Consider the following 23,565-nt stretch of genomic DNA (forward strand, 5'->3'; position numbering starts at 1 on the left):
ATTTCTCCCTTAGCCCGCATCATTGGGCGGCCAGCCCTGGGTGTCTGTCTGATCGGCCCACCGCAGGAATTCTGCGAGCCCGCGCATCTCCTCTTCGGTGATGTCGAAATGGGGCATCTGGCGGCGTCCCTCGATGCCGGAGGGCTGGGCTTGCATCCAGCCATCAAGCATTTCATAGGCGCCTTCCGGGTCGTCCTGAACGCCCCAGCGGGTCATCACATTGCCCACTTCCGGCGCGAAATAGGCGCCTTCGCCATGCAGGGTGTGGCAGTTAATACAGGAGGCACGTTCCCAGACGTGTTTGCCGAGGCGCACCTCGTCCGTGAGTGGCATTCCTGCGGTGGAGGTTTCGACGATATAGCGATGGCTATGCACGGTCATGGCCACGAATACGACGACGAAGAACAAAGAGCCTCCGTAGAACACATTCCTGGCCCGCGATTTGGTGAGTATCTCTGACATGTCGCGGTCCTGAGTACAGTTGCGGATGTCTGATGAATAAAAGGCTGCGCCTGTCGAATGTTGTGCCAGCGCAAAGTTTGGATCTGTTCTTGAGTGCAGAATGCATCAAAAGGAGGATCTGCCCATGGCCGACCATGATCCGGAAAACCCGGATCTGCCGCTTTCTGCGCTATTTACGAACTGGCCAGATGTGGTGGATTTGTTTCTCGCGCGCAACATGCTGTGCCCGGGCTGTCCAATCGCCCCGTTTCACACGGTAATCGACGCCTGCGAGGAATACGGCCTGGATGAAGACGAGTTTCGGGCTGAACTGCGCCAGAAGATCAGCCAGAAAGGCGGCTGACCATGGGGGATGCGCAGGGGGCGGGCATTTGTTCGCAGTCGCCACAGGCGCCTAGCCTTTAGGCTTGCTCAACAGCATCAGCTGATGCGGGGCGGTCACAACAATATGCTTGCGGGTGGATTTGACCACGCCGTCACGCTCCCAAGCGGACAGCAGGCGGCTGACCGTATGCAGGGTTGTTCCGGTCATTTCCGAAATATTCAGACGGGTGATCGGAAAGGCGATCTCTAGCCCCTGATCGGTCTTGCGTCCGGACTGGTTGACCAAGCGCAGCAAAGCGACTGCAATTCTTTGTTCAACGGCCTGTGTCGCCAGCTCGGTGATCCGGCTTTGCATTTCCTCCAAGCGTTGCCCCAGTGTCTTGTAGCTTTCGGTGGCAAACCCGTTGTAGCGACTGGTGAAGTTATCCCACAGGCGGACGGGCCATGACAGGGCGATGGATTCCGCTGCGGCGACGGCGGTTGCCGGATAGGTGGTACGGCTAAGCGCGGGGGCAATCCCGAACAGCTGCCCGGGCGCAATATGCAGCGCGATGATTTGCTCGCCCGTCGGCGTGTTCTTGATCACCCGGATAAAGCCGTCCAGCAGTAGGTAGAACCGTTCTGCATCGTGGCCCTCATGAAACACTTCGGCCCCGACCTCGATCCGTTTGCTTGTGGCCTGATCCAGAATTTCGCGGATCTCTGCGCGCTGCAAAAGACGAAAGGGGGGCAGCCCCGTCAGCAGGCTTTCATCAAGATTTTTCAAAGGGGCCTCATGGTGGCTCTGGCTGGGTAGGTTTGGTACCCCTTAACAGAAACTGTGCTGATATCCATGTGGTAAATGGCGCAGCACCTGGCTGTGTTGCCGATGAGTTGCGGCGTTTATCCTGGTGACGGTTTCTTGGCGGCGGGATGATACTGATCAAAGTGGCAAGGGCCCCGTGCCTTTAAATAGGGCGCAATACATATGCCTTGACCTTAAAGGAGGTTCACATGCTACGCCTTGCATCCATTTTGTATTCTCTCATTGGCAGCAGTCTGGCCGGGGCGGGCGTTATTGCCGTTCTGGTTGCTGGATTTGTTTCTGTCCAAGCAATCCTGACCGCCGCAGCGCTGGGGGCACTGTTGGGGCTGCCGGTCGCTTGGTTGGTGGCGCGCCAGCTATATCAGGATGCGGCCCATAGCTAGCGGCCTGCTGGGCAGTCGCCCAGTCGACCTTTTCTTATCCGGCACTGTTTTGTCAGGCGTTCAGAAAGGCACGCGCGTTAGCCTCAAATTCGCGCGGCTTTTCTGCATGTAGCCAATGGCCCGCGCCGGGAATTTTGGCAAAACGTGCATTGGGAAACCGGGCCAGGGTAGTGTCGCGGTCTTCGCGGCGCACATAGTCAGACAAGGCCCCTGATAGAAACAGCACCGGCCCCGTCCACTGGGCCTCGGTCTGTGGAAATGACATGATATCCGGCATGTGCCGGGCCAGGGTGTCCAGGTTCAGACGCCAGCCTTTGTTCGCAATGTCTAGTGATTGGGTAAAGAAGCTCTGCAAGGCGGGTTCCACCCCGGCGGCGGCCAGCTGCGCCTCGGCATCTGGGCGGCGCTCTACCCGCGAGAAATCCACCGCGCGCATGGCCTCGATGAATTGGATCTGGCTGTGGCTATAGGGCACCGGGGCGATATCGGCGATGATCAGGCGATGCACCATGGCCGGGTGGTTCAGGGCCAGCATCATTGCCGTCTTGCCCCCCATGGAATGGCCGATCACATCCATCTGGCCACCAAACTGTGCGATGACCTCTGCCAGATCTTCTGCCATCTCGGGGTAGCTGTGGGTTTGGGTCCAGACGCTTTGACCGTGGTTGCGCAGATCAACCGCCACCACCTGGCGTTCATCTGCCAACCGTTTGCAGATCACCCCCCAGTTGCGGGCAGAGCCATAAAGCCCATGGGCAATCAGCAGGGGCGGTTTCTCGGTGGCTTGGCCATGTAAAATGTAGTTCAGCATGGGCGCAGTGATAGCGCTCCGCGCTTTGCGACGCCAGCCCCATTGAGACAGCGCTGCCCTTGCGCTAACTAGGGGGGAGGACATTTTTGGGGCGCAAAATCATCGTGGCCCCGCAGCGCGGAGCACAGCCATGGCCCAGGACATCTTTGCCGATATCAAAGAGGTGCAAGACCTGCTGAACCTTCGTGCCGAGGCCTCTGGCGATCTGGCAGGGGCCCTGGCCAAGGCGCGCCGTCGCCTGCCGCGTCGGATTTACAAACAGGGGATGCGCCTGGCAGAGGCGCTGCCGCTGTTGGAACATCCAAAACTGCGCCAGATCCAAGACGAAGAGTCCCTGCGAAAGGCCGCGCGCGAAGTGAAGAAACACCTGAAATCCATTGATATCGCTGATCGACGCAAGGGACGCCTGCTAGAGATGCTGGGCGGTATGGTGTTTTCGCTCTTGGTGATCTTTGTGCTGCTGGTTGTGGTCCTGCGCTGGCGTGGCTTTATCTAGGTTCTGGACCCAGTGATGATAGATGCGGCCAGTGCTGCGCCCTCTATTCGAAGGAGCCAAGCGGTCTGCCATATGCGGGCCACAACATTGGCCACAACACTGGCAAAACAGATGTGCAAAAGCCGCCGCCGGGGTGTCGGCGACGGCTCTGTTCTTGTTAAGATCCAGCCTTAGAGGTTTGGATACAGAGGGAATTTTTCACAAAGGGCTGAAACCTTACCGCGTACTGCGGCCTCTACCTCTGCGTTGTTTTCTTCGCCATTGGCAGCCAGCCCATCAACCACTTCGACAATCAGCTGCGCGATTTCGCGGAACTCAGCCTCGCCAAAGCCACGGGTGGTGCCCGCAGGGGTCCCCAGACGGATTCCGGAAGTGACCGTGGGTTTTTCCGGGTCAAAGGGGATGCCGTTTTTGTTGGTGGTGATATGGGCGCGGCCAAGGGCTTTGTCGACGATATTGCCGGTCACGCCTTTGGGACGCAGATCCACCAGCATTACATGGGTGTCGGTGCCGCCAGTGACGATATCAAGACCGCCTTTGATCAGCTCATCCGCCAGGGCAACCGCATTGGCGCGCACCTGCTTTTGATACTCTTTGAATTCGGGACGCAGCGCTTCGCCAAAGGCAACCGCCTTGCCTGCGATCACATGCATCAGCGGACCACCCTGGATACCGGGGAAGATTGCCGAGTTGACCTTCTTTGCGATGGCTTCATCGTTGGTCACGATCATGCCGCCACGGGGGCCGCGCAGGGTTTTGTGCGTTGTGGTGGTGGCCACATGCGCATGTGGGAAGGGCGAAGGGTGTTCACCCGCAGCAATCAGGCCAGCGATATGGGCCATGTCGACCATGAAATAGGCGCCAACGGAATCGGCGATTTCACGGAACTTGGCAAAATCAATCTGACGTGGGATGGCAGAGCCACCGGCGATGATCAGCTTGGGCTGGTGTTCGGTCGCCAGCGCCTGGATCTGGTCATAATCGATCAGGTTGTTGTCTTCGCGCACGCCATAGTGGATCGCGTTGAACCATTTGCCGGACTGGTTGGGCCGCGCGCCATGGGTCAGGTGACCGCCGGCAGAGAGGTCCATGCCAAGGATGGTGTCGCCGGGCTGGATCAGCGCCTGAAACACACCCTGGTTGGCCTGGCTGCCAGAGTTGGGCTGCACATTGGCAAACTCACAGCCAAACAGCTGCTTGGCGCGGTCGATGGCCAGGTTTTCAGCCACGTCAACGTGCTGGCAACCGCCATAGTAACGACGGCCAGGATAGCCCTCGGCGTATTTGTTGGTGAGCACAGAGCCCTGCGCTTCCATCACCGCGGCAGAGACGATGTTCTCGGAGGCAATCAGTTCGATCTCGTCGCGCTGGCGGTGCAGCTCGTCGGTAATTGCGCCAAAGAGTTCTGGGTCACGATCAGAGAGGGCTTCGGTGAAGAAACCGGGATCACGGGTGGTCGCTGTCATGGTGGCTCCGCTAAGTAGGAGGTGGCAGGGTTGGGTAATCTGTGAGATTTCCTATCGGAAACATCACAGATCTTAAAGGCTGTAAAGCGGCAATAATCGAACATAGAGCGGCAACACTGGTCTTTGTGGTTCAGCTGTGCTTGTTTCGGAATAAAATGGCTCACACCGGAAACAGGGTTTAGAGACAATGAGAATCGCCTTTTTGGCCAGTGATGCCCCGGTGGCGCAATTGGCCCGTGATGCCTTGGTCAAACGGCATGGTACGGTAGAGGCCACAGAGGCCGATGTGATTGTGGCGCTTGGCGGGGATGGCTTCATGCTGAAAACCCTGCACGAGATGGTCGATCTGGCGGCGCCGGTCTATGGCATGAACCGGGGCACCGTTGGTTTCTTGATGAATGAATACCATGAGGACGGTTTGATCGCCCGGCTAGAGGCCGCCAATGAAGAGATAATCAATCCGCTGTCGATGACAGCCATGGGCAGGGATGGTGCCGTCCATAAGGCCTTGGCGATCAATGAGGTCTCGCTGCTGCGGGCAGGTCCGCAGGCGGCGCGGCTGAAAATATCGGTGGATGGGCGGCAAAGACTGTCAGAGCTGGTCTGCGACGGGGCGCTGGTCTCGACCCCGGCGGGATCCACCGCCTATAACTATTCTGCCCATGGGCCGATCCTGCCAATTGGGTCGGATGTTTTGGCGCTGACAGCGATAGCCGCCTTTCGCCCCCGCCGCTGGCAGGGCGCGCTGTTGCCCAGCAGTGCCACCGTGCGCTTTGATGTGCTGGAGGCAGATAAACGTCCGGTGATGGCCGATGCGGATTCCATTTCCTGCCCCGATATCCAGTGGGTTGAAATCCAGACCGAGCGCAGCATTCGTCACAAGATTCTGTTTGATCCTGGCCATGGGTTGGAAGAGCGCCTGATTTCAGAGCAGTTTACCTAGAAGAGGGTGTTGCCTGGCCGGGCTGCTCTTTGGCGCAGGTGCGCGCGATATACGATCACGTTTCCGTGATGGGGCTGGTCTTGTCGCCTGTCTCTAAGGCACTCTGATCCTATGGCAGGTCAAAGTTTGTGTGATCATTTCTAGTCTTCCGGATGGAGCCTGCCTGTGTAGTGCGCGACAATTTTGGCCCTTTGGCGGAAGGCAGTCGTGTGTCAGCTAGTTTTCATGGTCTGAAAGGAGCCGGGAGAGGGGGCAACCCTTCTCCCGGTCTTCTTTTGTTTACGCCGTCCTGCGGCCCCTACAGCGCCGCCGGTGATCGGAAAACCGTTGGGTTCACCACTGGCGGCTGCAATGGCGCCTAGGACATCTGATCCCACAGTTGTGGGCTAAAGCGGCCAACCCGCTGTTCGATTTCGGCGCAGGCATCAACCGCCATGTCTTCGCGCCAGCGCCGGGCCACAATCTGAACATTGATCGGCTGCGGACCGGTTGCCAGGGGCGCCAGTCGTGCAGGCACACAGCCGGCCGGCAGGCCAAGGTAATTCATCGCGTAGGAATAGACCGCACAGCCCAGCACTTCATGCACGCCCTCGGCACCTTCGGTGTCGCGATCAGGTTTGAAGAACGGCTGCGGCAAAAACGGCGTCAGCACCAGCGGGTAGACTTGCATGAACTGCGCCCATTCGCGGGCGTAGTGGCTGCGTTTGGCCATCATCTGAAGCAACTCCGTTCCGGCAAAGGGCGGGAATTCCTGAAAATAGACGTCAAAAATCTGGCGTACGGTGTCAGACCCGGCAGCGTCAATATCTTGCTTCATCATGGCGTAGACTTCGCCCATCAAGGCGCGATAACCGGTGCGGCCAGCATCAAAGACATCCGGTGTCTCGACCTCTTCCACCACATAGCCTGCATCTGCCAGCGCATCGCGGGCGGTTTCCAGCGCCAGATTGACTTCGGGGTGCAGATCATAGCCATAGGTGTTGCGGGTAAAGGCAACCTTGATCGGGCCGTCCAGCGCCGCGCCGCGCCAGGGCAGGGGCACATGAAAGGGATCGCGGTGATCGGGGGCAATCAGGCTGGGCATCGCCAGATGTAGATCTGCCGCTGAGCGGGTGATCAGACCCTGCACCGACATGGATTGCGCCAGGATACCGCGTTCGGCTTTTTGGCTGGGGTTCCAGGCGGGCACGCGCCCCAGGCCGGGTTTTACCGTCACCGCACCATTTGCGGCCGCCGGAAAGCGTAGCGAGCCACCAATGTCATTGCCATGCGCTAGCGCGCCAATGCCTGCCATGACACCGGCACCCGCGCCGCCAGAAGAACCGCCAGCAGAGATATGTTTACCCCAGGGGTTATGGGTGCGGCCATGCAGTGGGTTGTCGGTGTCCGCGCGAAAGGAAAACTCGGGTGTGTTGGTGCGGCCAATCACCACCGCTCCGGCTTTTTGCAGGTTTGCCACCACCGGCGCATCGTCGGGGGCGATCAGATCCTTCAGCGCCACCACCCCGTTTGAGGTGGCATGGCCTGCTTGATCAACGTTGATCTTGATGGTCACGGGCACCCCCTGCAAGGGCCCCGGCGTGGCGCCGGCGGCGCGGGCCTTGTCCAGATCACGGGCCCGGGTCAGGGCCTCGGCGCTCAGATCTTCCACCACCGCGTTCAGCGCGGGGTTCACCGCCTGCATGCGGTCAATCGAGGCCTGCACAGCGGACTCTGCCGAGAGGTCACCGGCGCGTGTCAGGGTGGAAAGTTCGGTGGCGCTAAGGCGCCAGATATCGTCTGTTTTCATAATGCTTATCTCCTGCCCGGCAGGGTAGAGCGGCACAATTCGGTTGCAAGGGAAACCCGCCCAAAGTTCGGGCGGGTTGGTTAGATTTTTCGGCTGTTGCCTGGTTTTCGCTTCTGTTGTGCGACATGCGGCCACTGCATGGCCGTGGCGGTGCTTGCGGGGCGGTCAGGGGGCGTTGCCGCCCCCCAAAAAAGGCCACGGATCTGGCGCTAGGTTTTGGCAAAGCCAAGGCTTTGCAGCGCTTCGGTGATTTCATCGAGAATCACCGGGTCATCAATGGTTGCGGGCATTTTCCAGGCGGTGCCATCGGCGATATTCACCATGGTGCCGCGCAGGATTTTACCGGACCGGGTCTTGGGCAGGCGGTCGACAATCACCGCCGTCTTGAAGGCCGCCACCGGGCCAATCGTGTCGCGCACCTGTTTGACCACCTCGGCGGTGATCTCATCCGGATCGCGGTTGACCCCTGCGTTCAGGCAGAGAAAGCCCAGCGGCATTTGCCCCTTGAGCGCATCGGCCACGCCAATCACCGCGCATTCCGCCACATCCGGGTGGCTTGCCAAAACCTCTTCCATCGCGCCGGTTGACAGGCGATGGCCAGCCACGTTGATCACGTCATCGGTACGCGCCATGATGTAGAGATATCCGTCTTCGTCCTTCATGCCCGCGTCCCCCGTTTCATAATAACCGGGGAAGGTGGTCATGTAGCTCTTTCGAAAGCGCGCCTCGGCGTTCCACAGGCTGGGCAGGGTGCCGGGGGGCAGGGGGAGTTTGATGGCGATGGCGCCCAGTTCTCCGGCGGCGACGGGGTGGCCGCCTTCATCCAGAATATCGACCTCATAGCCGGGCATCGGCACCGCGGGCGAGCCCAGTTTGGTTGGCAGTTCTTCAATGCCAAGCGGGTTGGCGGCAATCGCCCAGCCGGTTTCGGTTTGCCACCAGTGGTCGATCACCGGCACCTTAAGCTGGTTTTGCGCCCAGGTGATGGTATCGGGATCGGCGCGCTCGCCTGCCAGATAGACCTGTTCCAGGCAGCTCAGATCGTATTTTCCGACGAACTCGCCCTTGGGGTCTTCCCGCTTCACCGCGCGAAAGGCGGTGGGCGCGGTAAAGAAGCTCTTGACCTTGTGTTCGGAAATCACCCGCCAGAAAGTACCGGCATCCGGGGTGCCGATTGGCTTGCCTTCAAACACAACGGTGGTGTTGCCGTGGATCAGCGGACCATAGCAGATGTAGCTGTGGCCCACGACCCAGCCCACATCCGAGGCGGCCCAGAACACATCGCCGGGATCGACGTTGTAGATGTTCTTCATTGTCCAGTTGAGCGCCACCAACTGGCCTGCGGTATGGCGAATAACCCCCTTGGGCTGCCCCGTCGTGCCAGAGGTATAAAGAATATATGAGGGGTGATTTCCCTCAACCGGGACGCATTCGGCGGGTTCGACCCCGTATTGAAAGCCATGCCAGTTGAAATCCCGGCCTTCAACCAGCTGCGCCACTTCCTGTTCGCGCTGCAGGATAACGCAGAAATCCGGTTTATGCGTCGCCAGATCAATGGCGCCGTCCAGCAGTGGCTTGTAATGCACCACGCGGCCCGGCTCTACCCCGCAAGAGGCGGCGATGATGGCCTTCGGGGTGGCATCATCAATGCGCACTGCCAGTTCATTGGCCGCAAAGCCGCCAAAGACCACCGAGTGCACCGCACCGATACGGGCACAGGCGAGCATGGCCTCCAGCGCTTCGGGGATCATCGGCATATAGATGATGACGCGATCACCCTTTTCGATGCCCTTTGCACGCAGGGCACCGGCCAGATTTGCCACGCGGTTGCGTAGCTCCACATATGAAATTTCGCGCTTGGTATGGGTGATCGGGCTGTCATAGATGATCGCCGTCTGCTCGCCCCGCCCGGCTTCTACATGGCGGTCCACCGCATTGTAGCAGGTGTTGACCTTGGCATCGGCAAACCATTCAAAAAGCCCCTCGCCCTTGGTTGTCAACGCCTTGCTTGGGGGGGTATCCCAATCAATGGCTTTGGCTGCCTGCATCCAAAAGGCTTCTGGGTCGGCTTTCCACTGGGCATAGGTCTCTTTATACGACATCGGCGTCCTCCACGCGTTTTGTATTGAAACGAGTTAGGCGCAAGCCCGCCGTCGGAGCAAGTAATCATAGTGACCCCGCGTCACAGAGACGCAATAAATTTGCACCCTACGGCCAAGAATGGCTGCAAAGTTTTGCAAAGTCTATATTAAATTGGGTTTTGCAGCAAGTTTTCCTTGGTTTCGCAAACTTGCTAATCTGAAATGGCAAATCTCCGTCTGGCGGGGATTTGCTGGCTGTTGTAGCGGGACTGTAGCGGGTTGTAGCGGGACACTTCGCGTTGCAGTACGGGACACTTCCCGTTGCAGCAAAACATTATGGCGAATTCCCTGTTTTCTAGCCCCAAATCGAGCCTTTGACCAGCCCATAGCCGCGCGGCTGGTTTGAGGCGGCGAGGGAGGTTTGGGACACTTCCCGTTTCAAACTCCAAAAATTCGCCGCCCAAACCGTTTAAATCGTCGGGCGGCGGAGGTCTTTAAAGGGTGTTTGAAGGCTTTTGAAGGTGCTCGGCGTCCAGCTCATCAGAGGTATCTTTCAAGGCCTCCCAGCATTCGGGTCTGAGCGCTGCGCTCAGAACGGCGTCGACTTCCGGTAGGAAAGAGCGCCACATGGGCACGTTCTCCATTGATATGTTTGGTTCAAAACCCTGCATGACGGGGTGGAATGTCACCGACCAAACCCGAAGTTTCAGCCGATTTGATAAAGTTTGCCTGCAATGAATGATGAAATGGGTTCGGCTATTGCTAAGGTGTAGATGGGTTCACCTCTGGCGCAGGTGGGTATGGGCCAGATTGTTCGTTTGGTGTGAAAGACTGGATTTTCACCGGGCGACGACTGCTGAGAACTTCGAGCAGTGCTTTTCGTACAGCGCGTTGCTCCCAATCTTCGTCGTTCCATCCCTGAGGTATGTAGTTGCCTTCGAGAATATCTAGCTGTTCTACTTTGAACTTGAGGACTTGAGATACCTCATGGATCAGTTTTGTTAAGAGCGCCTCTCGCCGCTGGAGAAATTCCGTCTCTGCAGCAGCTCCGGAACTTGGCTCAAGACATTCGCCCAAGTTTCTTAGATAGTTTCTCCAGGCTCCAATCACTTTCTCATCATCAGCGAATTCCACTTCCACCAGGTTGAGAGCCCCGACGTGGTCTACGTGAATAGGCATCTTTCTTGTCCGCATCAAAGTTCGAAAGATATCCATCCGACGGGCTTGAATTTCCTTTCTTTCGTCTGATCGGCGGGTAATCCAAACAGCAATAGCAGGACCAGCAATCGCAGCAACGGCGGTCACGACCCCTAGCAACACAGGTGCATCAATCATCACAGGGACCGAAGTTTCTTAAAAATCGCGTTGACGGGGCCCATCTGTGTTTCCAACCGCACTGGATTCCCGTTTGCGAACGTCTGTTCGAGGTGCGCTGAAATCTGCTGAGTGAGCGCGTTTGGAAGGGTTTGCCCTGTGACAAGAGTAGCACCAGCAGGAACAGTAAAATTGACTTCGATTGAGATTTTTCCGTTTTCTATAGAAGAGAACGTTCCGTCATATATTCCCCCCGCAACGTCAGCACCGGAGACTACACCATCGAGCAAAACGATGACTCCATTCCCCATGCCTGAAACTCCAGTGTAGTACACTGCGTAAATGCCATTCATAAAGAGGTCCTTCCAAAACTACTTTTGATTGTCCACCTGAAAGTTGACAGGGAATGCTGATATTGTCCAAGTGAATATGAATTCTCGGTTGGGGAAGTCCGCACTTTTCAAAGAACTGGTCGTTAGAATAGACGGTTTCTACGTGGTAAGCTTGGCTTTGACTTCCAGAATCGAAAGTTGTTGTTCAAGATTGCACAGGTTGAACAATGAGGTGTCATATGACTGAAAAAAAGCAGAGCCCTAGCTCAGGTGAAGCGATCTCTATTAATTCCGCTCAGCCTGCGGCGGGCTCCACAATCATAACAACAGGGGTGGGACCGATACCTTGGAGTTCTACCAGACCTTCTCCTGGGGAAACAGGCCAGCGGCCACCACCACCGAAACCGAAAAAGTAGCTACTTTCCTACACGAGTTTCGATCAGTTTCACCCTGTCGGCGGGAATAACAGTTATTTGGTTTTGAGCATGCTCTTCAGTCTCCTCCCATTCATCCACGCCGGAAGGCTGAGTATGAGTTACATAGAGCGCGATTGAGCCATCCCCGCCGATCAGACAAGGCCCGAAGGGGTGCTTCTTAAAGCGCTGCAGGTCATCGCAGTAAAGGATTGGGCCGTCATCTACAGACACGAGCAAAGAAGTCGGTTTGAACTCTGTATCGGTCCGTATGGTGTCAAGAACAGTGGAGAGCCCATCTAGATGGGTGCCACCAGTGCCAAGCCAAAACCGCGCATATTGTTTCATTCCAACTCGTCGCCACAAGACCGATGCTATCAAGGTCGCACTTGCTGCTGACACCTGATGGAAAACTGGTGGGGTATCCCCAGAAAAGGCTATTGCTGCCATGGACAGGCTTACCTGAAAGAACGCGGCAAAACAGATACTGAGGAAGATGGTCTGAGCGGTATTCTCGGGATTGGCACGCTCGGCATAGGCCACTCGAAACCCCAAGTATCCAACTGCCACCGTCACCAATGCGCTAGCTTCTAGATTTAGAATTTTTTCCATTTCCTCAAACATGTTTTGCCTTTCTCAGTCCCTGATAAGGTTGATGTATTTCGAAGTGCTTTGTCACTCAGTTTTTCGGTGCTTTCTGTCCTCGAGGACAGGGAGCGGCCATGAAGTTATGCTGGTCGGCGGGGTCATTGTCAGAATTTGGACCCGTGTTAAGGGGTGTTTCAGCACCCTTTAACCTCCCGTGACCGGGAGGCGTCATTGGAAATCAGTTGTAGTGTGCTGGCGGTACTGACTGATTTTATGATTGCACTGGAGATAGTTTTGGAATTCGACTTCGATAGTTTCGGTCAAATAGTGAGGCTGACCGGAGAGGCCGGGCAGGCAACTGGAAAAATCGCGACCGGTCTCGATAAGGTAAAGAGCCTTTTCAAGTCTTCTGAGACGGGTGCAGATTCTGAGGTCAAACTCGCTTTGGGCGAGCTCAGTGAACAAGTAGCAAATGCGAAGGTCACGAATGCGGAGTTGAAGCTCTTGGTTTTGGCGCTTCAGGCAGAGCTCGCTCAGCTTCAGAGTTTCCGATCCGATCTTGACAGCTACGAGCTTTGGGAAACCCCAACCGGTGCGCTGGTGTATCGCTTGTGTCAGAATGCAGAGGGCAAAGAACCCTTGCATTTTCTTTGCCCGACATGCGTTGAGGGCAAACGCAAATCGATCCTGCAAGGACACTCCGGTTTTCGTGAATGCCCGGTGTGCAAATCGGGGTTTCGGTTTGAACAAGATGAATTTGGCACGGTGCCTGTATCCCGGCGCAGTAGAACGGATGGCATTTTGTAGATTAGTCATAGCGCCTCTTTCGCTTTCTCATTGTCGCGCTCGGCTTTGAAACTGGTGGTCAATGTACTGCCGAGGCGGTGGGTGACGTTGGTGATTAGCCATTCGCCTGCAAGTTCGGGTTTGATGCCGGTGAGATTGACCTTGGCCTCGGCCATCAGGTCGCCCCAGAAGCCGCCCAAGCGAATGTCAATTTTTCCGCTGGCCCGGCCGCCATGTTCCAGGGCGGCGTCTGCTGCCCGCTGGGCTTCGGCCCGATTTGGATAGCGGTGCCGGACTTTAAGCTGTGGATCGCCTTCACCGGCTTTGCAGATCTGCACCTGGGCGGTGTCTCTATCGGTCCACTCAACAATTACGCAGCGATATTTTCCGCGCCCGTTGATTTGCCAACTGCCTTCTGAAATTTGGGATTTATCCACCTGAAAAACAGGGAGTTCAGAGCCATCAGCCGCCTTGTTCTCGCCGCGCTTGGCAACCACCAGTGCACCGCCCGCTGGCTTTGCAACGGCGTCCAGGTCCTTGGCAATGCGGGTTAGGAAGTTCAAATCGCTCTCAGTCGTCTGCGCGAGGTAGGCGAACTTCTGCGCCTTCAGGCTTTCGCTGATGACGGGTTTCAACCCATGTTCGGCAGCGATCTTCTGGACGATATCTTGCACCGAGAGGTCGTGCCAGGCGCGCGATTTGCGGGCGCGAATGCCGCCGAGCATGTCCGCAGCCTTCGCCCCGATCGACAATGTGTCCGGGGCCATGGTGCCGCCTATTTCATCCACCACGAAATGACCGATTTCGACCAGATCCCCTTTGAACCCGAGCGAGATTTTCAGCTTTGCCCCGGTCTCTGGAAGAGCCACGGCATAGTCCCGGTCGTCTACCTGGATGTCTGCCCGGTCCGACTTGTTGCCCGCTTCGTCAACGACGGTCAGACCAATGAGCCGGTCGGCAAAATTTGCGGTGACGTCTTCGCCATCGGCGATGATTTGGAAGGCAACTTTCATGACCTACCCCACAGCCGAACAGGTTGGCGCACGGGTGCCGGCGCTTTTTCGGGGAGGGTGATTTTCAAACCTTTTGGAAGGATCGACCCGCGCTCGGCGAGACCCGGATTAGCCTCGTAAACGGCCACGGTCATGCTCTCGTCGCCGTAGTGGGCTTTGCAGATTTCATCGACCATATCGCCGTCGGTGGTGCGGTAAGTGGTCATCACAGCCCCCCAAGGAAGGACGACAAGACGCCGTTGTCTTTGCCGTAGGATTTCAGGGACAGGGTGAATTCGATCTTGCGGGGGGCACCATCTCTCAGGAATACGCTTTTGCGCTCTTCCACCTGGTCAATCACCCAGCGGTCCCAGACCCAGCCGAGGCCGTCCACCATCATCATGGGTTTGGCCACTTTGGCGGGTAGACGCATCAATTCAACCTGTCTTAAACCGCCCTTAAAGTGGGGGTAAATGACGCCATCAAGTTTGATGGTCTCGGCATCTGGACCGGTAAACTGGAGAGCCGGCGCGCGACCAATGCGGTTGACCTTGCCCCACCTGTAGGACGCTGAGCGGGAGAAGTTTTGGTAGGAACCGCTCGAAATTCCAAAGCGGAATATTCCAAGAGCCATCATGACCATTCCAAGCTGCATCAGTAGTCTACCCCGTCGTGCAAATCGGCGCGCCGTTCGTTGTCTCTGCGGTTCAATTCTCGCATGACCAGGCGGGCGATAGTTTCTTCGTCGGTGCCGGGAGGCGGCGCGATGTGAATGCTGATAGTGTCGCCCGCGCGGTGGATCTGCGTTGCGGGGGCGGGCTTTGCCAGGGCTGGTCTGGGGTCGATGCGTTGTTCGATTTCGGCACCGGTGGGCACGGCAAAGCTGGGCGTTGCCATGACGGTTGCAGCCATGGCCGCCTTCATCACGCGCGTGGGCAGGATGCTGCCCGCTACGCCCGGCACAAAGATCTCCGCGTCGCGCTCGCCGACCAGATAGGGCAGGCCCGGCATAACCGGCCCGCCGTGATCGCGGGTGCCCCTGGTGCGTCGTCGTGTGCTGCTAGACGGTGGGTCGGCGGGGGTATCCCCGGAGCCGCTCACCCAAGCCTGAAGGTCAGAAATCCAATCGGGTTTCAGGTCCTTCAGCTTCTGGACGATGAAATTCACCGCTTGGTCGACAATGGACGCCATCCCGTCCCAGAGGGATTTCATAAGGGTGACGCCAGTCGCGAACAGGGAGAACTCTTTGAACTTGGCAATTATCTGTTCGGGCACTCCGAGTAGATCCATGACATAGGCGACAAGCCCGATCATTCCTTCAACGGCTAGGGTAAAGGGATTGAACTCCGAGAGCAGCTTGAAAACGCCCTTTAACAGCCCTTCGTCAAAAGCAGCGCGTACCACTTCAATCTTTTCGGTGACCTTGGCGACAATCTTGTCCCAGTTGTCATAGACGACATAGGCAAGAGCGGCGACGGCGGCGATGATCAAGCCGATTGGGTTTGTCAGGGCCAAAATGCCCAGCCGGACAAATGCCCCGGCCACAAGCCTGACGCCGGAAAGCAAGAGCTTCAGAGGGCCTTTCCCAACCCAGGCCAAGAGCTTCCCTGCGGCGACGATATCCGTTCCTAGTTCTAAACATAGAATGAGGAGATTCACCTGTCCCAAAACGAGGGCAGGGTGCTTGTGGCGAGAGGGGGCAAGGGCCGCTATGTTGACGTTTGCAGTCTATTTGGCCAGTCCGCATCAATGACGACTACCAGCCCTTCCGTGACATTGACGCAAGCCGCAGCATGAACGCAGGTGCCGAGCCGAAGGGCGGAAAGCGGCCCTTCGCTGCAAGTGCGAGATAGAAACAGCTGCGTGAAGAAAGCGGACGCTCGGGGCATCAGCCCGATTTTTCTGTTGTGCAAACGCGGCGAATGGCGGCAGTGAGCCCATAGTGACAGATGCTGCGCTTTGCGCGGTGATCTGCTATGTGAAAATGAAGATAGCCGAGCCGAGTGCCGATGGAGACAAATTGTGAAGAGCCTCATGGAAAAAATTCTGGGCGCGAAGATCCAGAGCATCGCCGAACTTGGCATCGACGGCCTGAAAGACAAGCATGGAAATGAGGCTATCTTCTTTGCAGTACCAGAGGCGGAATCGCCAAGGAAAGTCTTTCGCAAACTGATAAGCGCAACTGATCCGCCAAACGCAAAAAGTGGAGGCGCATCGGAATATGGCTGCTCAATTAAAACACCGAATGGCTTAATCTATCACGCTCTCACAACGCATGGGGATATTGAAGGATGGAGAAAGGACATAGAATTCGGGGCAGCACAGTTCGGTTTCTCTCTCGCTAAAATACAAGGGAACAAATTTGTGGTTGATGAAAAACAGGAGATCGAGATTTATGATTGTTCCATCGAGTTCTCTTGACGCCAGTCGATGAAGCCTGTGTTGCAGCGACCAGTTGAAACCGCACCGCGCACAGCAGACCTTAGGCGCTCAGCAGAGAAGGTCGGCTGTGAGCCAATCTTCAAATTCAATACGGTGCAGCGAAGTCGGGCTTTTTTGTGAACAAAAGCCAAAGCATTATAAAGGCAAAGACCGAGGGGTTGAAAATGTTAAAAACAATGTCAGAGGCAATCGAGTTTTATGACACACTAAACAGGGCCGAGGATGCTGACTATCGCTTTCCGGTTTTGAAGTTGAGACCCGACCAGCAAGAAAGTAGTTCACTAAAAGAGTTTGGGTTACCCAAGAGTTATCTGGATTTTGTTTGCAGGTACGAGATTGAAGATGTGTCGATCTCGTTTTTGAACTTGGGTCCTATTCCAAGCGAAAGTTTGCAACAGTTTTTGCGGGACCGGAACGGGATGAATGCAAACCCTTACGTGCCAGATAATATGCTGGAGGTCGCCAGTTTCGAAGCCGACCCGCTACTTGTTACCAAGGGAAGCCATGGTCATTCAGATGGACGGGTCTTCTATCTGGACATCTCAACTGGTTATTTTCCTCCACCTGTTTTTCTTGCTGAGTCTTTCCCCAGCATGGTCCTTACAGCAGCAAACATTGAAAAATTGCTTCGGTCTGATCCTCTTGTTAACGCCAATGATGTGGAGCTTGATGCCACAGAGGTTTTGAACATCCTCAGGTTTGTTGATCCTGACATTCCACAAGAAAGTGCTGAATTGTGGATGTGCATGTTCGGATGCTATACTTCATGATAAACACTCCATCTTTCCAAAAAGATTAAAGTGTTGCGTTGACCCTTTGAAATCACACCGCATTGCAGTCATCGGCCCCACCAAAATGCTGCGCTCCATTGCCAATGTCCGCTTCAGGAAAGCTGCAACGCGGCATGGTCGGGATCGGTCAAGGTCCGCTAAGGGCCGCTCACGCGCTTAGCATGCTTGTCGGGTTCCGACTTTGCAAAGCCCGCTTCCTGCGCATAGCCGCCATTCTCCGCGCCGCAGTACGCGAAGGCAAGCCTGAGATCGGTTCCAAAATCTGTTCCTAGTTCGAAGCGCGGATGCGGCATGCCGATTTTGCTCAACTCTTTGTACTAAAACGCATAATCCCATTCTAGGAACTGGGCCGCCTCAGTCAGCGTTAGTTCCTTGTTCGGAACTTAACATAAGTGACCTTATCGGACTTCGCGGTGTCGCAAAGGCCTATTTTTAGGGGCTGCAATGGGGTAGGGGAGTTTGAAAGGCGAAGTGTCCGCAAATCATCTTGTGGCCCTGTATGGGCCATTGTGGCCGGGTATGAAAGACAAAACGTCTTCGCCTAAAATCCCCCTTAAACAGTGCTGAAAGGCCTTTTTTACAAGGCTCAATCCGCAATAGTCCGGCTTCATCCTGGGTCTTCCGGTTACTGCAATATCAAGTGTCTTCGTTCACTGAAATAAGCCAGCTCTTTGCGGTTTCAAAATTTTCCGCGTCAAAGAACCGGGTCTCTGCCCCTACGAACTGCGCAGCAATCTTTTGCGCCATTTTCTGCCAGGCCCGGTCGCCGACGATGGCCGCCTTGTCCAGCATCCCGACGTGGCCACGGGCAAGCGACAGATGGGCCGCCATGGCCGACAACCCCTGCCAGCCATCAAATTCGCGCAGATCGATCAGCAAGCGAAACCCATCCATTTCGCGTAGCTTTGCATCCAGATCGCCCCGCGCGATTGCGTAGTCCTCGGGGCTCACTTTGCCAATCAGTTCGATCTGCAAGGCTGGGCCGCCCAATGTGCGCAGGTGAATGGCGCCAAGTGACTCTCTGAGCCAACGCCGGGCAGAGTCTTCGTCTTTCAGATCGAAAACCTGTACCGGGCAGGGCATGAATGGCGCAAAGGCGCGAAAGCAGTTTGCAATCCAGCCAGGGCCCGCGCAGACCGCCAGCCGGTCGAAGCCGCGCCAATGACTAAGGCCAAGTTTCATATCGGCCCAGACGGCTCCGACTTCAAAATTCACATCTCCAGAAACCACAATCAACAGGCGCACCGCATCGACTTCGGTCAGTGCCGCTTCAAGTGCTGGTGCCAGTATGTATTCATAATCCTCAGATGAAATGGTACCGCTCATGCGCATCTCAAGCAGGCCTGCGGTTCCTGTATCGCTGATTTTGATCATCGTGAAAGCCCCCGGTGTTCCGTGAATGGTACAGATGTAGATTTTTACTGTTGCATTTCAAATCGGGACTGTCCGCATGGGCTTGAAGCGAGACGGGGCACGCGCATAACGGCAATGCTGCGGCCCCGTGCTGCGGTCATCGCAGGTCGTGCAGCATCTTCTTTTCATAGGCGATCAACCGATCGCCCTGGCCAGCGGCCACCTGGTTTGGCCAGTCGGGATTGGCGATCAGGGCGCGGCCAACGGCGACAAGGTCAAATTCGTTCCGATTGGCGCGCTCCACCAGACGGTCGAGGCTGGCGGGTTCGGCCGCCTTGAAATCGGCGGTGCCATCTTCCGGCAGGAAATCGGCGTTTAGCCCGACGCTGCCCACGGTGATCGAAGGCTTGCCCGTCAGCTTGCGCGTCCAGCCCGCCAGGTTCAGGTCGCTGCCGTCGAATTCGGGCTCCCAGAAACGGCGGGTCGAGCAGTGAAAGATGTCGACGCCTGCCTCGACCAGCGGGGCCAGAAACGCCTCCAGCGCCTCGGGGGTGTCGCAGAGGCGGGCGGAATAGTCCTGCTGTTTCCACTGGGAATAGCGAAAGATGATCGGGAAATCTTCGCCTACGGCAGCACGCACGGCACCTATGATTTCCAGCGCAAAGCGGGACCGCTGCGCGAGATTGCCGCCATAGTCATCGCTGCGCTGATTGGTGCCTGCCCAAAAGAACTGGTCGATCAGATAGCCATGCGCACCGTGCAGCTCAATCGCGTCAAAGCCGATTTTCTTGGCATCGGCTGCGGCCTGGGCAAAGGCGGCGACCACAGCGTCGATATCGGTTTGGGTCATGGCGTGACCGGTGACCTTGCCGGGGATGGCCATGCCGCTGGGGCTGTAGCCGGGGGTGTCGCCGCCTGGGTTGACGCCGGGGCGGCGGATGGCGCCTACATGCCACAGCTGCGGTGCGATCTTGCCACCCGCGGCATGCACCGCATCGACAACTTTTTTCCATCCTGCCAAGGCGGCATCACCATAAAAGGCGGGCACATTTGGATAACCGCTGGCGGCCTCGTGGTTGACAAAGGTGCCCTCGGTGATGATCAGCCCAACGCCGCCTTCGGCCCGGCGACGATAGTAGGAGACCACTTTGTCATCAGGCACATTGCCGGGCGAAAAGGTGCGCGTCATCGGCGCCATGGCGATTTTGTTCTTCAGGCTGAGCGTGCCCAGGGTGACGGGGGTAAACAGGGTCTCGATAGGGTCCATGGTTCATGTCCTTTTGTGCTTCTGTGTGGGCAAGTGATTTCTGACCGCCCAGGCGTTGAGGATATGAAACAGTAGGTTGCGGTTGCAGGGTAGGTGTTACTTTGGGTCGCGTGGGACTGTGACCCAGCGTTTTTTCCCTTATGCGCCTTTTATTGGGCTGGGCCCTGCAACGGTCAGGCGCGCAGTGGTTTCATGTCTTGCAGCGGCGCTGCCGTTGGTCACTTTTGCCCGGACTTTTGTCTTGTATGTCTGGGGCATTCGCACCGCAGGCTGGTAAAGGCCGACACAGCCGGGTGCAGAATGGCCGATGCTGCCTGCTGTTGCTTGACCCGCGCGGCGGGAAAGACCACTTTGGCGCAAAACGTTGAGCAGGAGCCAGCATGGCCACGACCCCCCCACCTTTTGCGCGCTTTGAATGGATGATTGCCTGGCGCTACTTGCGGGCCCGCCGGGCTGAAGGGGGCGTGTCGGTGATGACCTGGATCAGCCTGATCGGCATAACCCTTGCGGTCTTTGCTCTGATTGCCACCCTGGCGGTGCGGTCTGGGTTTCGCTCAGAATTTGTCGGCACCATTCTGGGGGCCAATGCGCATGTGACGCTCTATTCTCACGGGGCCCTGAATGCGGCGGGCCAGATGGAGCGCAGCCTGAAAGATTTTGATGCCATGGCTGCGCGGGTCGCCAAGGTGCCCGGTGTGATCCGGGCGGCTCCGCTGATCAAGGGGCAGGTCATGGCCAGTGCCCGTCAGCGCAATTCCGGCGTCGAAGTCTTTGGCATCGCCAAGGAAGGCATTCTGACCATCCCCGGCGTGGCCGAAAGCGACGGCGCCATGGGGGATCTTGCCCGCTTTGAAGAGGGGGTCGCCATTGGCTCGGGGGTGGCGCGCGAACTGGGCGTCAGCCCCGGCGACCGGATCAAGTTGATTTCACCTGATGGCGTCAAGACCGCCTTTGGCACCAGCCCGCGGGTCAAGGCCTATGAGGTGGTCTATGTCTTTACTGCAGGGCGCTATGACATTGACCGCACCCGCCTTTACATGCCCTTTACCGAGGCGCAGAGTTTTTTCAACCGCGAAGGCGTGGCCGATGAAATCGAGGTCATGGTCGAGGCCCCGGAAGAGGTGGATCTGATGGTGCTGCCGCTGCTGCGCGCTGCGGCAGGGTCGATCGGGGTCTGGACCTGGCGCGATGCCTCGGGCGGGTTCTTGCGCGCGCTGGAGGTCGAAGACAACGTGATGTTCATCATCCTGTCGATCCTGGTACTGATTGCGACGATGAATATCGTCTCGGGCCTGATCATGCTGGTGAAAAACAAGGGCCGCGATATCGGAATCCTGCGCACTATCGGGCTGAGCGAAGGCTCGATCATGCGGATTTTCTTTATCTGTGGTGCCTTTACCGGCGTGTTGGGCACGCTGTTCGGGGTCATTCTGGGCTGTCTCTTTGCCAGCTATATTGATCCGATTTTCTCTTTTGTGAACTACCTCATGGGGGGCGGTGTCTGGGATCCGTCGATCCGCGGCATCTATGCGCTGCCGGCCGAACTGAACCTGCCCGATGTGCTGTCGGCTGTTGGCCTGTCGCTGGGCCTGTCCTTTGTGGTGACAATCTTTCCCGCCCGGCGCGCAGCCCGGCTGAACCCGGTAGAGGCCCTGCGCTATGAATGAAGCCGTTCTGGAACTGAAATCCGTCACCAAATCCTACAATCATGGCACTGCGGCGCAGATTGACGTGCTGCGCGGTGTTGATCTGCGCCTCGCAGCCGGAGAGATGGTGGCCCTGGTCGCGCCCTCGGGCGCGGGGAAATCTACCTTGCTGCATATCGCGGGGTTGCTGGATACGCCGGATGGTGGATCTGTTCATGTGGCCGGGCAGGGGGGGGATGGCAAAGGCGATGGCAAGCGCACCACCCTGCGGCGACAGGACGTGGGGTTTGTCTATCAGTTCCATCATCTGCTGCCCGAGTTCTCGGCGCTGGAAAACATCGTACTGCCGCAGCTTGCCAATGGCACCCCGCAGGATGCAGCCCGGTTGCGCGCGTTAGAGCTGTTGTCGCTGGTGGGTCTGTCGAACCGCGCCAATCATCGCCCTGCGGCGCTGTCGGGTGGCGAACAGCAGCGCGTCGCCTTTTGCCGTGCCCTGGCCAATAGCCCGCGTGTGCTGCTGGCGGACGAACCCACAGGCAATCTGGATCCTGGCACCTCGGATCAGGTCTTTGCCGCGCTGATGGATCTGGTCTCGGGCACTGGCCTGTCGGCGCTGGTGGCGACCCACAACCCCGACTTGGCGGCCCGGATGGACCGCCGGGTCAAGCTGGAGCACGGGCGGCTGGTGGATTTCTAGCCCGATCAGGCCAGTTGGATAATCCAGACGCCAAGCGCTATGGTAGGACAACCTTTGTCGCAAATATCGGCCCTTGTCGCAAATACTGGCCAGGGCATGCTGCGGAACCGGCGCGAGGGCAAGCGGTAAAGCGCGCGCCCCTGTTTCTACCAAGGGGCGGGAGTGGTGCGGCCTGCGCCTAGCTGCAGATCCCTGCCAGTTCGACCTCTTTCCAGGGCAGATAGACGTCGCTTTCGCGGCTGCTTGGCAGATCCGACACCGGCATGACCGCTTTGAGCATCGCATGCAGCCGTTTGCTGCGGGCGGCCTGCGGCGCTAGGGCGCGACAGCAAACATATTCTTCGACGATGGCGCCCTGCTGTTCATAGCCGTAGCTGAGAAAATCGGGGCTGCCATCCAGCGCAAAGAGATAGGGATCGGGGCTGGTGCGATGTTCGGCGGCGGCGCGCAGCGGGTGATAGCCAGTCTGGGCGCGGTTTTGCCATTGCCAGACATGGGTCATCTCATGCGCCAGCAACATGGCCTCTACCAGATAGAGCCGCTCTGGGTAGGCGGGCATGTAATCCTCGGTATACCAGTCTTTGACAAAGAAGATGCGGTTGAACAGGGCGACGGCGGCAGGCGAAGAGGTAACGACGGTTTCTTCCTCGATGGGGGGCAGGATACGTTCTCGGCAGGTTTCGCGCGGGCGCGGTTTGCGGCGAAAGGTGACGGTAGCGACCGGCGCACCCCGCACCAGCCGCACCTGGTCCAGATCGACACTGTCGCCGTGAATTTCGGCCAGAAACCCTCGTTCCGCTTGGCTGACCGGACGGCCGCAGGACAGCAGAAGCGGCCCAAGAAGCACAGAGAGGAACAGGCCGGTGCGCAGTCTCATGTGGCATAGAAGGTGGCAGTGGCGGTGGCGACCAGCTTGTCGCTGGTCTCTTCGCGCATATCAGCGCGGGCAAAGACCAGGGCCTTGCCCGCCCGCACCACCTGCGCCTGACACAGGATGGCAGATCCAACGCCCGGACGCAGGAACTGTGTGTGCAGATCGGTGGTGGCAAACATCCGCAGGGCACCGGCATGGGCAATGGCGGCCAGCACCATGGCGGTATCGGCCAATGCAGTCAGCGCCTGACCGGACACAATACCGCCGACTCGCTCCAGATGCGGGGCCAGGGGCATATGCAGTACCGCTTCGGTCGGGGAAAAGGTGGTGACCGTCAAATTCAGGGCGCGCACCCATTCGGCAAAGTTCTCATCCAACAGGCGTTGCGCGTTTGTGACGCTCATCTGGTCTGGCTGGGTCATTTCGGTCTCATCTCTGTGGGGTCGCGCAGAAGCCTAGCTGTGCCGGGCGGGCAACTCCACCCTGGATTTCGCCGCAGGAATTCTCCCG

26 protein-coding genes are annotated in these 23,565 nt (G+C 57.5%); 9 read left to right on the top strand and 17 right to left on the bottom strand.

Going from position 1 to position 23,565, the window contains the following annotated elements:
* Positions 1-9: 9 nt before the first annotated feature.
* Positions 10-462, bottom strand: a complete 453-nt coding sequence (locus tag LRK71_RS02195) for a c-type cytochrome (RefSeq protein WP_232400762.1) — start codon at positions 460-462, stop codon at positions 10-12.
* A gap of 124 nt (positions 463-586) precedes the next feature.
* On the opposite strand from LRK71_RS02195, the gene LRK71_RS02200 reads away from it, so the two are divergent.
* Positions 587-805: a DUF1858 domain-containing protein gene (locus LRK71_RS02200; RefSeq protein ID WP_232400764.1), complete on the top strand. Its 219-nt coding sequence runs from the start codon at positions 587-589 to the stop codon at positions 803-805.
* 51 nt (positions 806-856) lie between these two features.
* Here the strand turns inward: LRK71_RS02200 and LRK71_RS02205 are convergent, their stop codons facing one another.
* Complete coding sequence (locus LRK71_RS02205; protein WP_232400766.1) at positions 857-1,552, bottom strand: Crp/Fnr family transcriptional regulator; 696 nt, start codon at positions 1,550-1,552, stop codon at positions 857-859.
* A 227-nt stretch (positions 1,553-1,779) separates the two neighbouring features.
* On the opposite strand from LRK71_RS02205, the gene LRK71_RS02210 reads away from it, so the two are divergent.
* Entirely contained in the window at positions 1,780-1,974 is a 195-nt protein-coding gene (locus LRK71_RS02210; RefSeq protein WP_232400767.1) for a hypothetical protein, read from the top strand.
* A gap of 52 nt (positions 1,975-2,026) precedes the next feature.
* Here LRK71_RS02210 and LRK71_RS02215 read toward each other — a convergent pair whose 3' ends face one another.
* Entirely contained in the window at positions 2,027-2,785 is a 759-nt protein-coding gene (locus LRK71_RS02215; protein ID WP_232400768.1) for an alpha/beta fold hydrolase, read from the bottom strand.
* A gap of 130 nt (positions 2,786-2,915) precedes the next feature.
* On the opposite strand from LRK71_RS02215, the gene LRK71_RS02220 reads away from it, so the two are divergent.
* Complete coding sequence (locus LRK71_RS02220) at positions 2,916-3,281, top strand: hypothetical protein (RefSeq protein WP_232400769.1); 366 nt, start codon at positions 2,916-2,918, stop codon at positions 3,279-3,281.
* A 170-nt stretch (positions 3,282-3,451) separates the two neighbouring features.
* Here the strand turns inward: LRK71_RS02220 and glyA are convergent, their stop codons facing one another.
* Positions 3,452-4,747, bottom strand: a complete 1,296-nt coding sequence (gene glyA, locus LRK71_RS02225) for a serine hydroxymethyltransferase (RefSeq protein WP_232400770.1) — start codon at positions 4,745-4,747, stop codon at positions 3,452-3,454.
* Positions 4,748-4,934: 187 nt separating this feature from the next.
* Here glyA and LRK71_RS02230 point away from each other — a divergent pair, with 187 nt between their 5' ends.
* On the top strand, positions 4,935-5,690 hold the full coding sequence (locus LRK71_RS02230) for an NAD kinase (protein WP_232400771.1): 756 nt from the start codon (positions 4,935-4,937) through the stop codon (positions 5,688-5,690).
* Positions 5,691-6,048: 358 nt separating this feature from the next.
* Here the strand turns inward: LRK71_RS02230 and LRK71_RS02235 are convergent, their stop codons facing one another.
* From LRK71_RS02235 to LRK71_RS02255, 5 genes are all read right to left on the bottom strand, one after another.
* Positions 6,049-7,479, bottom strand: coding sequence for an amidase family protein (locus LRK71_RS02235; protein ID WP_232400772.1), 1,431 nt, complete (start codon positions 7,477-7,479; stop codon positions 6,049-6,051).
* 209 nt (positions 7,480-7,688) lie between these two features.
* Positions 7,689-9,581: a propionate-CoA ligase PrpE gene (gene prpE / locus LRK71_RS02240; protein WP_232400773.1), complete on the bottom strand. Its 1,893-nt coding sequence runs from the start codon at positions 9,579-9,581 to the stop codon at positions 7,689-7,691.
* A gap of 741 nt (positions 9,582-10,322) precedes the next feature.
* Positions 10,323-10,895 (bottom strand): DUF6680 family protein, encoded by a 573-nt coding sequence (locus LRK71_RS02245; RefSeq protein ID WP_232400774.1) that lies wholly within the window; start codon positions 10,893-10,895, stop codon positions 10,323-10,325.
* Complete coding sequence (locus tag LRK71_RS02250; RefSeq protein WP_232400775.1) at positions 10,895-11,227, bottom strand: TOBE domain-containing protein; 333 nt, start codon at positions 11,225-11,227, stop codon at positions 10,895-10,897. The genes LRK71_RS02245 and LRK71_RS02250 overlap by 1 nt, the downstream gene beginning before the upstream one ends.
* 395 nt (positions 11,228-11,622) lie before the next feature.
* Positions 11,623-12,243 (bottom strand): hypothetical protein, encoded by a 621-nt coding sequence (locus tag LRK71_RS02255; RefSeq protein ID WP_232400776.1) that lies wholly within the window; start codon positions 12,241-12,243, stop codon positions 11,623-11,625.
* 195 nt (positions 12,244-12,438) lie between these two features.
* On the opposite strand from LRK71_RS02255, the gene LRK71_RS02260 reads away from it, so the two are divergent.
* On the top strand, positions 12,439-13,014 hold the full coding sequence (locus LRK71_RS02260; protein ID WP_232400778.1) for a hypothetical protein: 576 nt from the start codon (positions 12,439-12,441) through the stop codon (positions 13,012-13,014).
* A 5-nt stretch (positions 13,015-13,019) separates the two neighbouring features.
* Here the strand turns inward: LRK71_RS02260 and LRK71_RS02265 are convergent, their stop codons facing one another.
* Genes LRK71_RS02265 through LRK71_RS02280 form a run of 4 tightly spaced genes read right to left on the bottom strand, consistent with a single transcriptional unit; the run spans position 13,020 to position 15,653 of the window.
* On the bottom strand, positions 13,020-14,006 hold the full coding sequence (locus tag LRK71_RS02265) for a phage late control D family protein (RefSeq protein WP_232400780.1): 987 nt from the start codon (positions 14,004-14,006) through the stop codon (positions 13,020-13,022).
* The gene (locus tag LRK71_RS02270; RefSeq protein ID WP_232400781.1) at positions 14,003-14,212 is read right to left on the bottom strand and encodes a tail protein X; all 210 of its coding nucleotides are present in this window, start codon (positions 14,210-14,212) and stop codon (positions 14,003-14,005) included. The genes LRK71_RS02265 and LRK71_RS02270 overlap by 4 nt, the downstream gene beginning before the upstream one ends.
* A complete protein-coding gene (locus tag LRK71_RS02275) occupies positions 14,212-14,640 on the bottom strand; it encodes a phage tail protein (protein WP_232400782.1) in 429 nt (142 codons plus the stop codon). The genes LRK71_RS02270 and LRK71_RS02275 overlap by 1 nt, the downstream gene beginning before the upstream one ends.
* On the bottom strand, positions 14,640-15,653 hold the full coding sequence (locus LRK71_RS02280; protein WP_232400783.1) for a hypothetical protein: 1,014 nt from the start codon (positions 15,651-15,653) through the stop codon (positions 14,640-14,642). Before LRK71_RS02280 ends, LRK71_RS02275 begins: the two co-directional genes overlap by 1 nt.
* A gap of 366 nt (positions 15,654-16,019) precedes the next feature.
* Here LRK71_RS02280 and LRK71_RS02285 point away from each other — a divergent pair, with 366 nt between their 5' ends.
* A complete protein-coding gene (locus LRK71_RS02285; protein WP_232400784.1) occupies positions 16,020-16,406 on the top strand; it encodes a hypothetical protein in 387 nt (128 codons plus the stop codon).
* 185 nt (positions 16,407-16,591) lie between these two features.
* On the top strand, positions 16,592-17,197 hold the full coding sequence (locus tag LRK71_RS02290; RefSeq protein WP_232400785.1) for a hypothetical protein: 606 nt from the start codon (positions 16,592-16,594) through the stop codon (positions 17,195-17,197).
* Between the two features lie 657 nt (positions 17,198-17,854).
* Here LRK71_RS02290 and LRK71_RS02295 read toward each other — a convergent pair.
* A complete protein-coding gene (locus LRK71_RS02295) occupies positions 17,855-18,592 on the bottom strand; it encodes a SpoIIAA family protein (protein WP_232400786.1) in 738 nt (245 codons plus the stop codon).
* Between the two features lie 136 nt (positions 18,593-18,728).
* Positions 18,729-19,838 (bottom strand): NADH:flavin oxidoreductase, encoded by a 1,110-nt coding sequence (locus LRK71_RS02300; RefSeq protein WP_232400787.1) that lies wholly within the window; start codon positions 19,836-19,838, stop codon positions 18,729-18,731.
* 380 nt (positions 19,839-20,218) lie between these two features.
* Here LRK71_RS02300 and LRK71_RS02305 point away from each other — a divergent pair, with 380 nt between their 5' ends.
* Together LRK71_RS02305 and LRK71_RS02310 are read left to right on the top strand one after the other, a co-directional pair.
* Positions 20,219-21,505, top strand: a complete 1,287-nt coding sequence (locus LRK71_RS02305) for a lipoprotein-releasing ABC transporter permease subunit (RefSeq protein ID WP_232400788.1) — start codon at positions 20,219-20,221, stop codon at positions 21,503-21,505.
* Positions 21,498-22,181: an ABC transporter ATP-binding protein gene (locus tag LRK71_RS02310; RefSeq protein WP_232400790.1), complete on the top strand. Its 684-nt coding sequence runs from the start codon at positions 21,498-21,500 to the stop codon at positions 22,179-22,181. The genes LRK71_RS02305 and LRK71_RS02310 overlap by 8 nt, the downstream gene beginning before the upstream one ends.
* A 178-nt stretch (positions 22,182-22,359) precedes the next feature.
* On the opposite strand, the gene LRK71_RS02315 is transcribed toward LRK71_RS02310, so the two are convergent.
* Positions 22,360-23,058: a hypothetical protein gene (locus tag LRK71_RS02315; RefSeq protein ID WP_232400792.1), complete on the bottom strand. Its 699-nt coding sequence runs from the start codon at positions 23,056-23,058 to the stop codon at positions 22,360-22,362.
* Positions 23,055-23,477, bottom strand: coding sequence for a PaaI family thioesterase (locus tag LRK71_RS02320; protein WP_232400794.1), 423 nt, complete (start codon positions 23,475-23,477; stop codon positions 23,055-23,057). The genes LRK71_RS02315 and LRK71_RS02320 overlap by 4 nt, the downstream gene beginning before the upstream one ends.
* Positions 23,478-23,565: the final 88 nt, after the last annotated feature.

The organism is Pseudophaeobacter flagellatus, assembly GCF_021228235.1.
Taxonomy (GTDB): domain Bacteria; phylum Pseudomonadota; class Alphaproteobacteria; order Rhodobacterales; family Rhodobacteraceae; genus Pseudophaeobacter; species Pseudophaeobacter flagellatus.

Bases quoted from the DNA above. Each gene is read 5' to 3' on its own strand.
- LRK71_RS02195 (WP_232400762.1), bottom strand. From the start codon at position 462: ATGTCAGAGATACTCACCAAATCGCGGGCCAGGAATGTGTTCTACGGA.
- LRK71_RS02200 (WP_232400764.1), top strand. From the start codon at position 587: ATGGCCGACCATGATCCGGAAAACCCGGATCTGCCGCTTTCTGCGCTA.
- LRK71_RS02210 (WP_232400767.1), top strand. From the start codon at position 1,780: ATGCTACGCCTTGCATCCATTTTGTATTCTCTCATTGGCAGCAGTCTG.
- LRK71_RS02215 (WP_232400768.1), bottom strand. From the start codon at position 2,785: ATGCTGAACTACATTTTACATGGCCAAGCCACCGAGAAACCGCCCCTG.
- LRK71_RS02220 (WP_232400769.1), top strand. From the start codon at position 2,916: ATGGCCCAGGACATCTTTGCCGATATCAAAGAGGTGCAAGACCTGCTG.
- glyA (WP_232400770.1), bottom strand. From the start codon at position 4,747: ATGACAGCGACCACCCGTGATCCCGGTTTCTTCACCGAAGCCCTCTCT.
- LRK71_RS02230 (WP_232400771.1), top strand. From the start codon at position 4,935: ATGAGAATCGCCTTTTTGGCCAGTGATGCCCCGGTGGCGCAATTGGCC.
- LRK71_RS02235 (WP_232400772.1), bottom strand. From the start codon at position 7,479: ATGAAAACAGACGATATCTGGCGCCTTAGCGCCACCGAACTTTCCACC.
- prpE (WP_232400773.1), bottom strand. From the start codon at position 9,581: ATGTCGTATAAAGAGACCTATGCCCAGTGGAAAGCCGACCCAGAAGCC.
- LRK71_RS02245 (WP_232400774.1), bottom strand. From the start codon at position 10,895: ATGATTGATGCACCTGTGTTGCTAGGGGTCGTGACCGCCGTTGCTGCG.
- LRK71_RS02250 (WP_232400775.1), bottom strand. From the start codon at position 11,227: ATGAATGGCATTTACGCAGTGTACTACACTGGAGTTTCAGGCATGGGG.
- LRK71_RS02255 (WP_232400776.1), bottom strand. From the start codon at position 12,243: ATGTTTGAGGAAATGGAAAAAATTCTAAATCTAGAAGCTAGCGCATTG.
- LRK71_RS02265 (WP_232400780.1), bottom strand. From the start codon at position 14,006: ATGAAAGTTGCCTTCCAAATCATCGCCGATGGCGAAGACGTCACCGCA.
- LRK71_RS02270 (WP_232400781.1), bottom strand. From the start codon at position 14,212: ATGACCACTTACCGCACCACCGACGGCGATATGGTCGATGAAATCTGC.
- LRK71_RS02275 (WP_232400782.1), bottom strand. From the start codon at position 14,640: ATGCAGCTTGGAATGGTCATGATGGCTCTTGGAATATTCCGCTTTGGA.
- LRK71_RS02285 (WP_232400784.1), top strand. From the start codon at position 16,020: ATGGAAAAAATTCTGGGCGCGAAGATCCAGAGCATCGCCGAACTTGGC.
- LRK71_RS02290 (WP_232400785.1), top strand. From the start codon at position 16,592: ATGTTAAAAACAATGTCAGAGGCAATCGAGTTTTATGACACACTAAAC.
- LRK71_RS02295 (WP_232400786.1), bottom strand. From the start codon at position 18,592: ATGATCAAAATCAGCGATACAGGAACCGCAGGCCTGCTTGAGATGCGC.
- LRK71_RS02300 (WP_232400787.1), bottom strand. From the start codon at position 19,838: ATGGACCCTATCGAGACCCTGTTTACCCCCGTCACCCTGGGCACGCTC.
- LRK71_RS02305 (WP_232400788.1), top strand. From the start codon at position 20,219: ATGGCCACGACCCCCCCACCTTTTGCGCGCTTTGAATGGATGATTGCC.
- LRK71_RS02310 (WP_232400790.1), top strand. From the start codon at position 21,498: ATGAATGAAGCCGTTCTGGAACTGAAATCCGTCACCAAATCCTACAAT.
- LRK71_RS02315 (WP_232400792.1), bottom strand. From the start codon at position 23,058: ATGAGACTGCGCACCGGCCTGTTCCTCTCTGTGCTTCTTGGGCCGCTT.
- LRK71_RS02320 (WP_232400794.1), bottom strand. From the start codon at position 23,477: ATGACCCAGCCAGACCAGATGAGCGTCACAAACGCGCAACGCCTGTTG.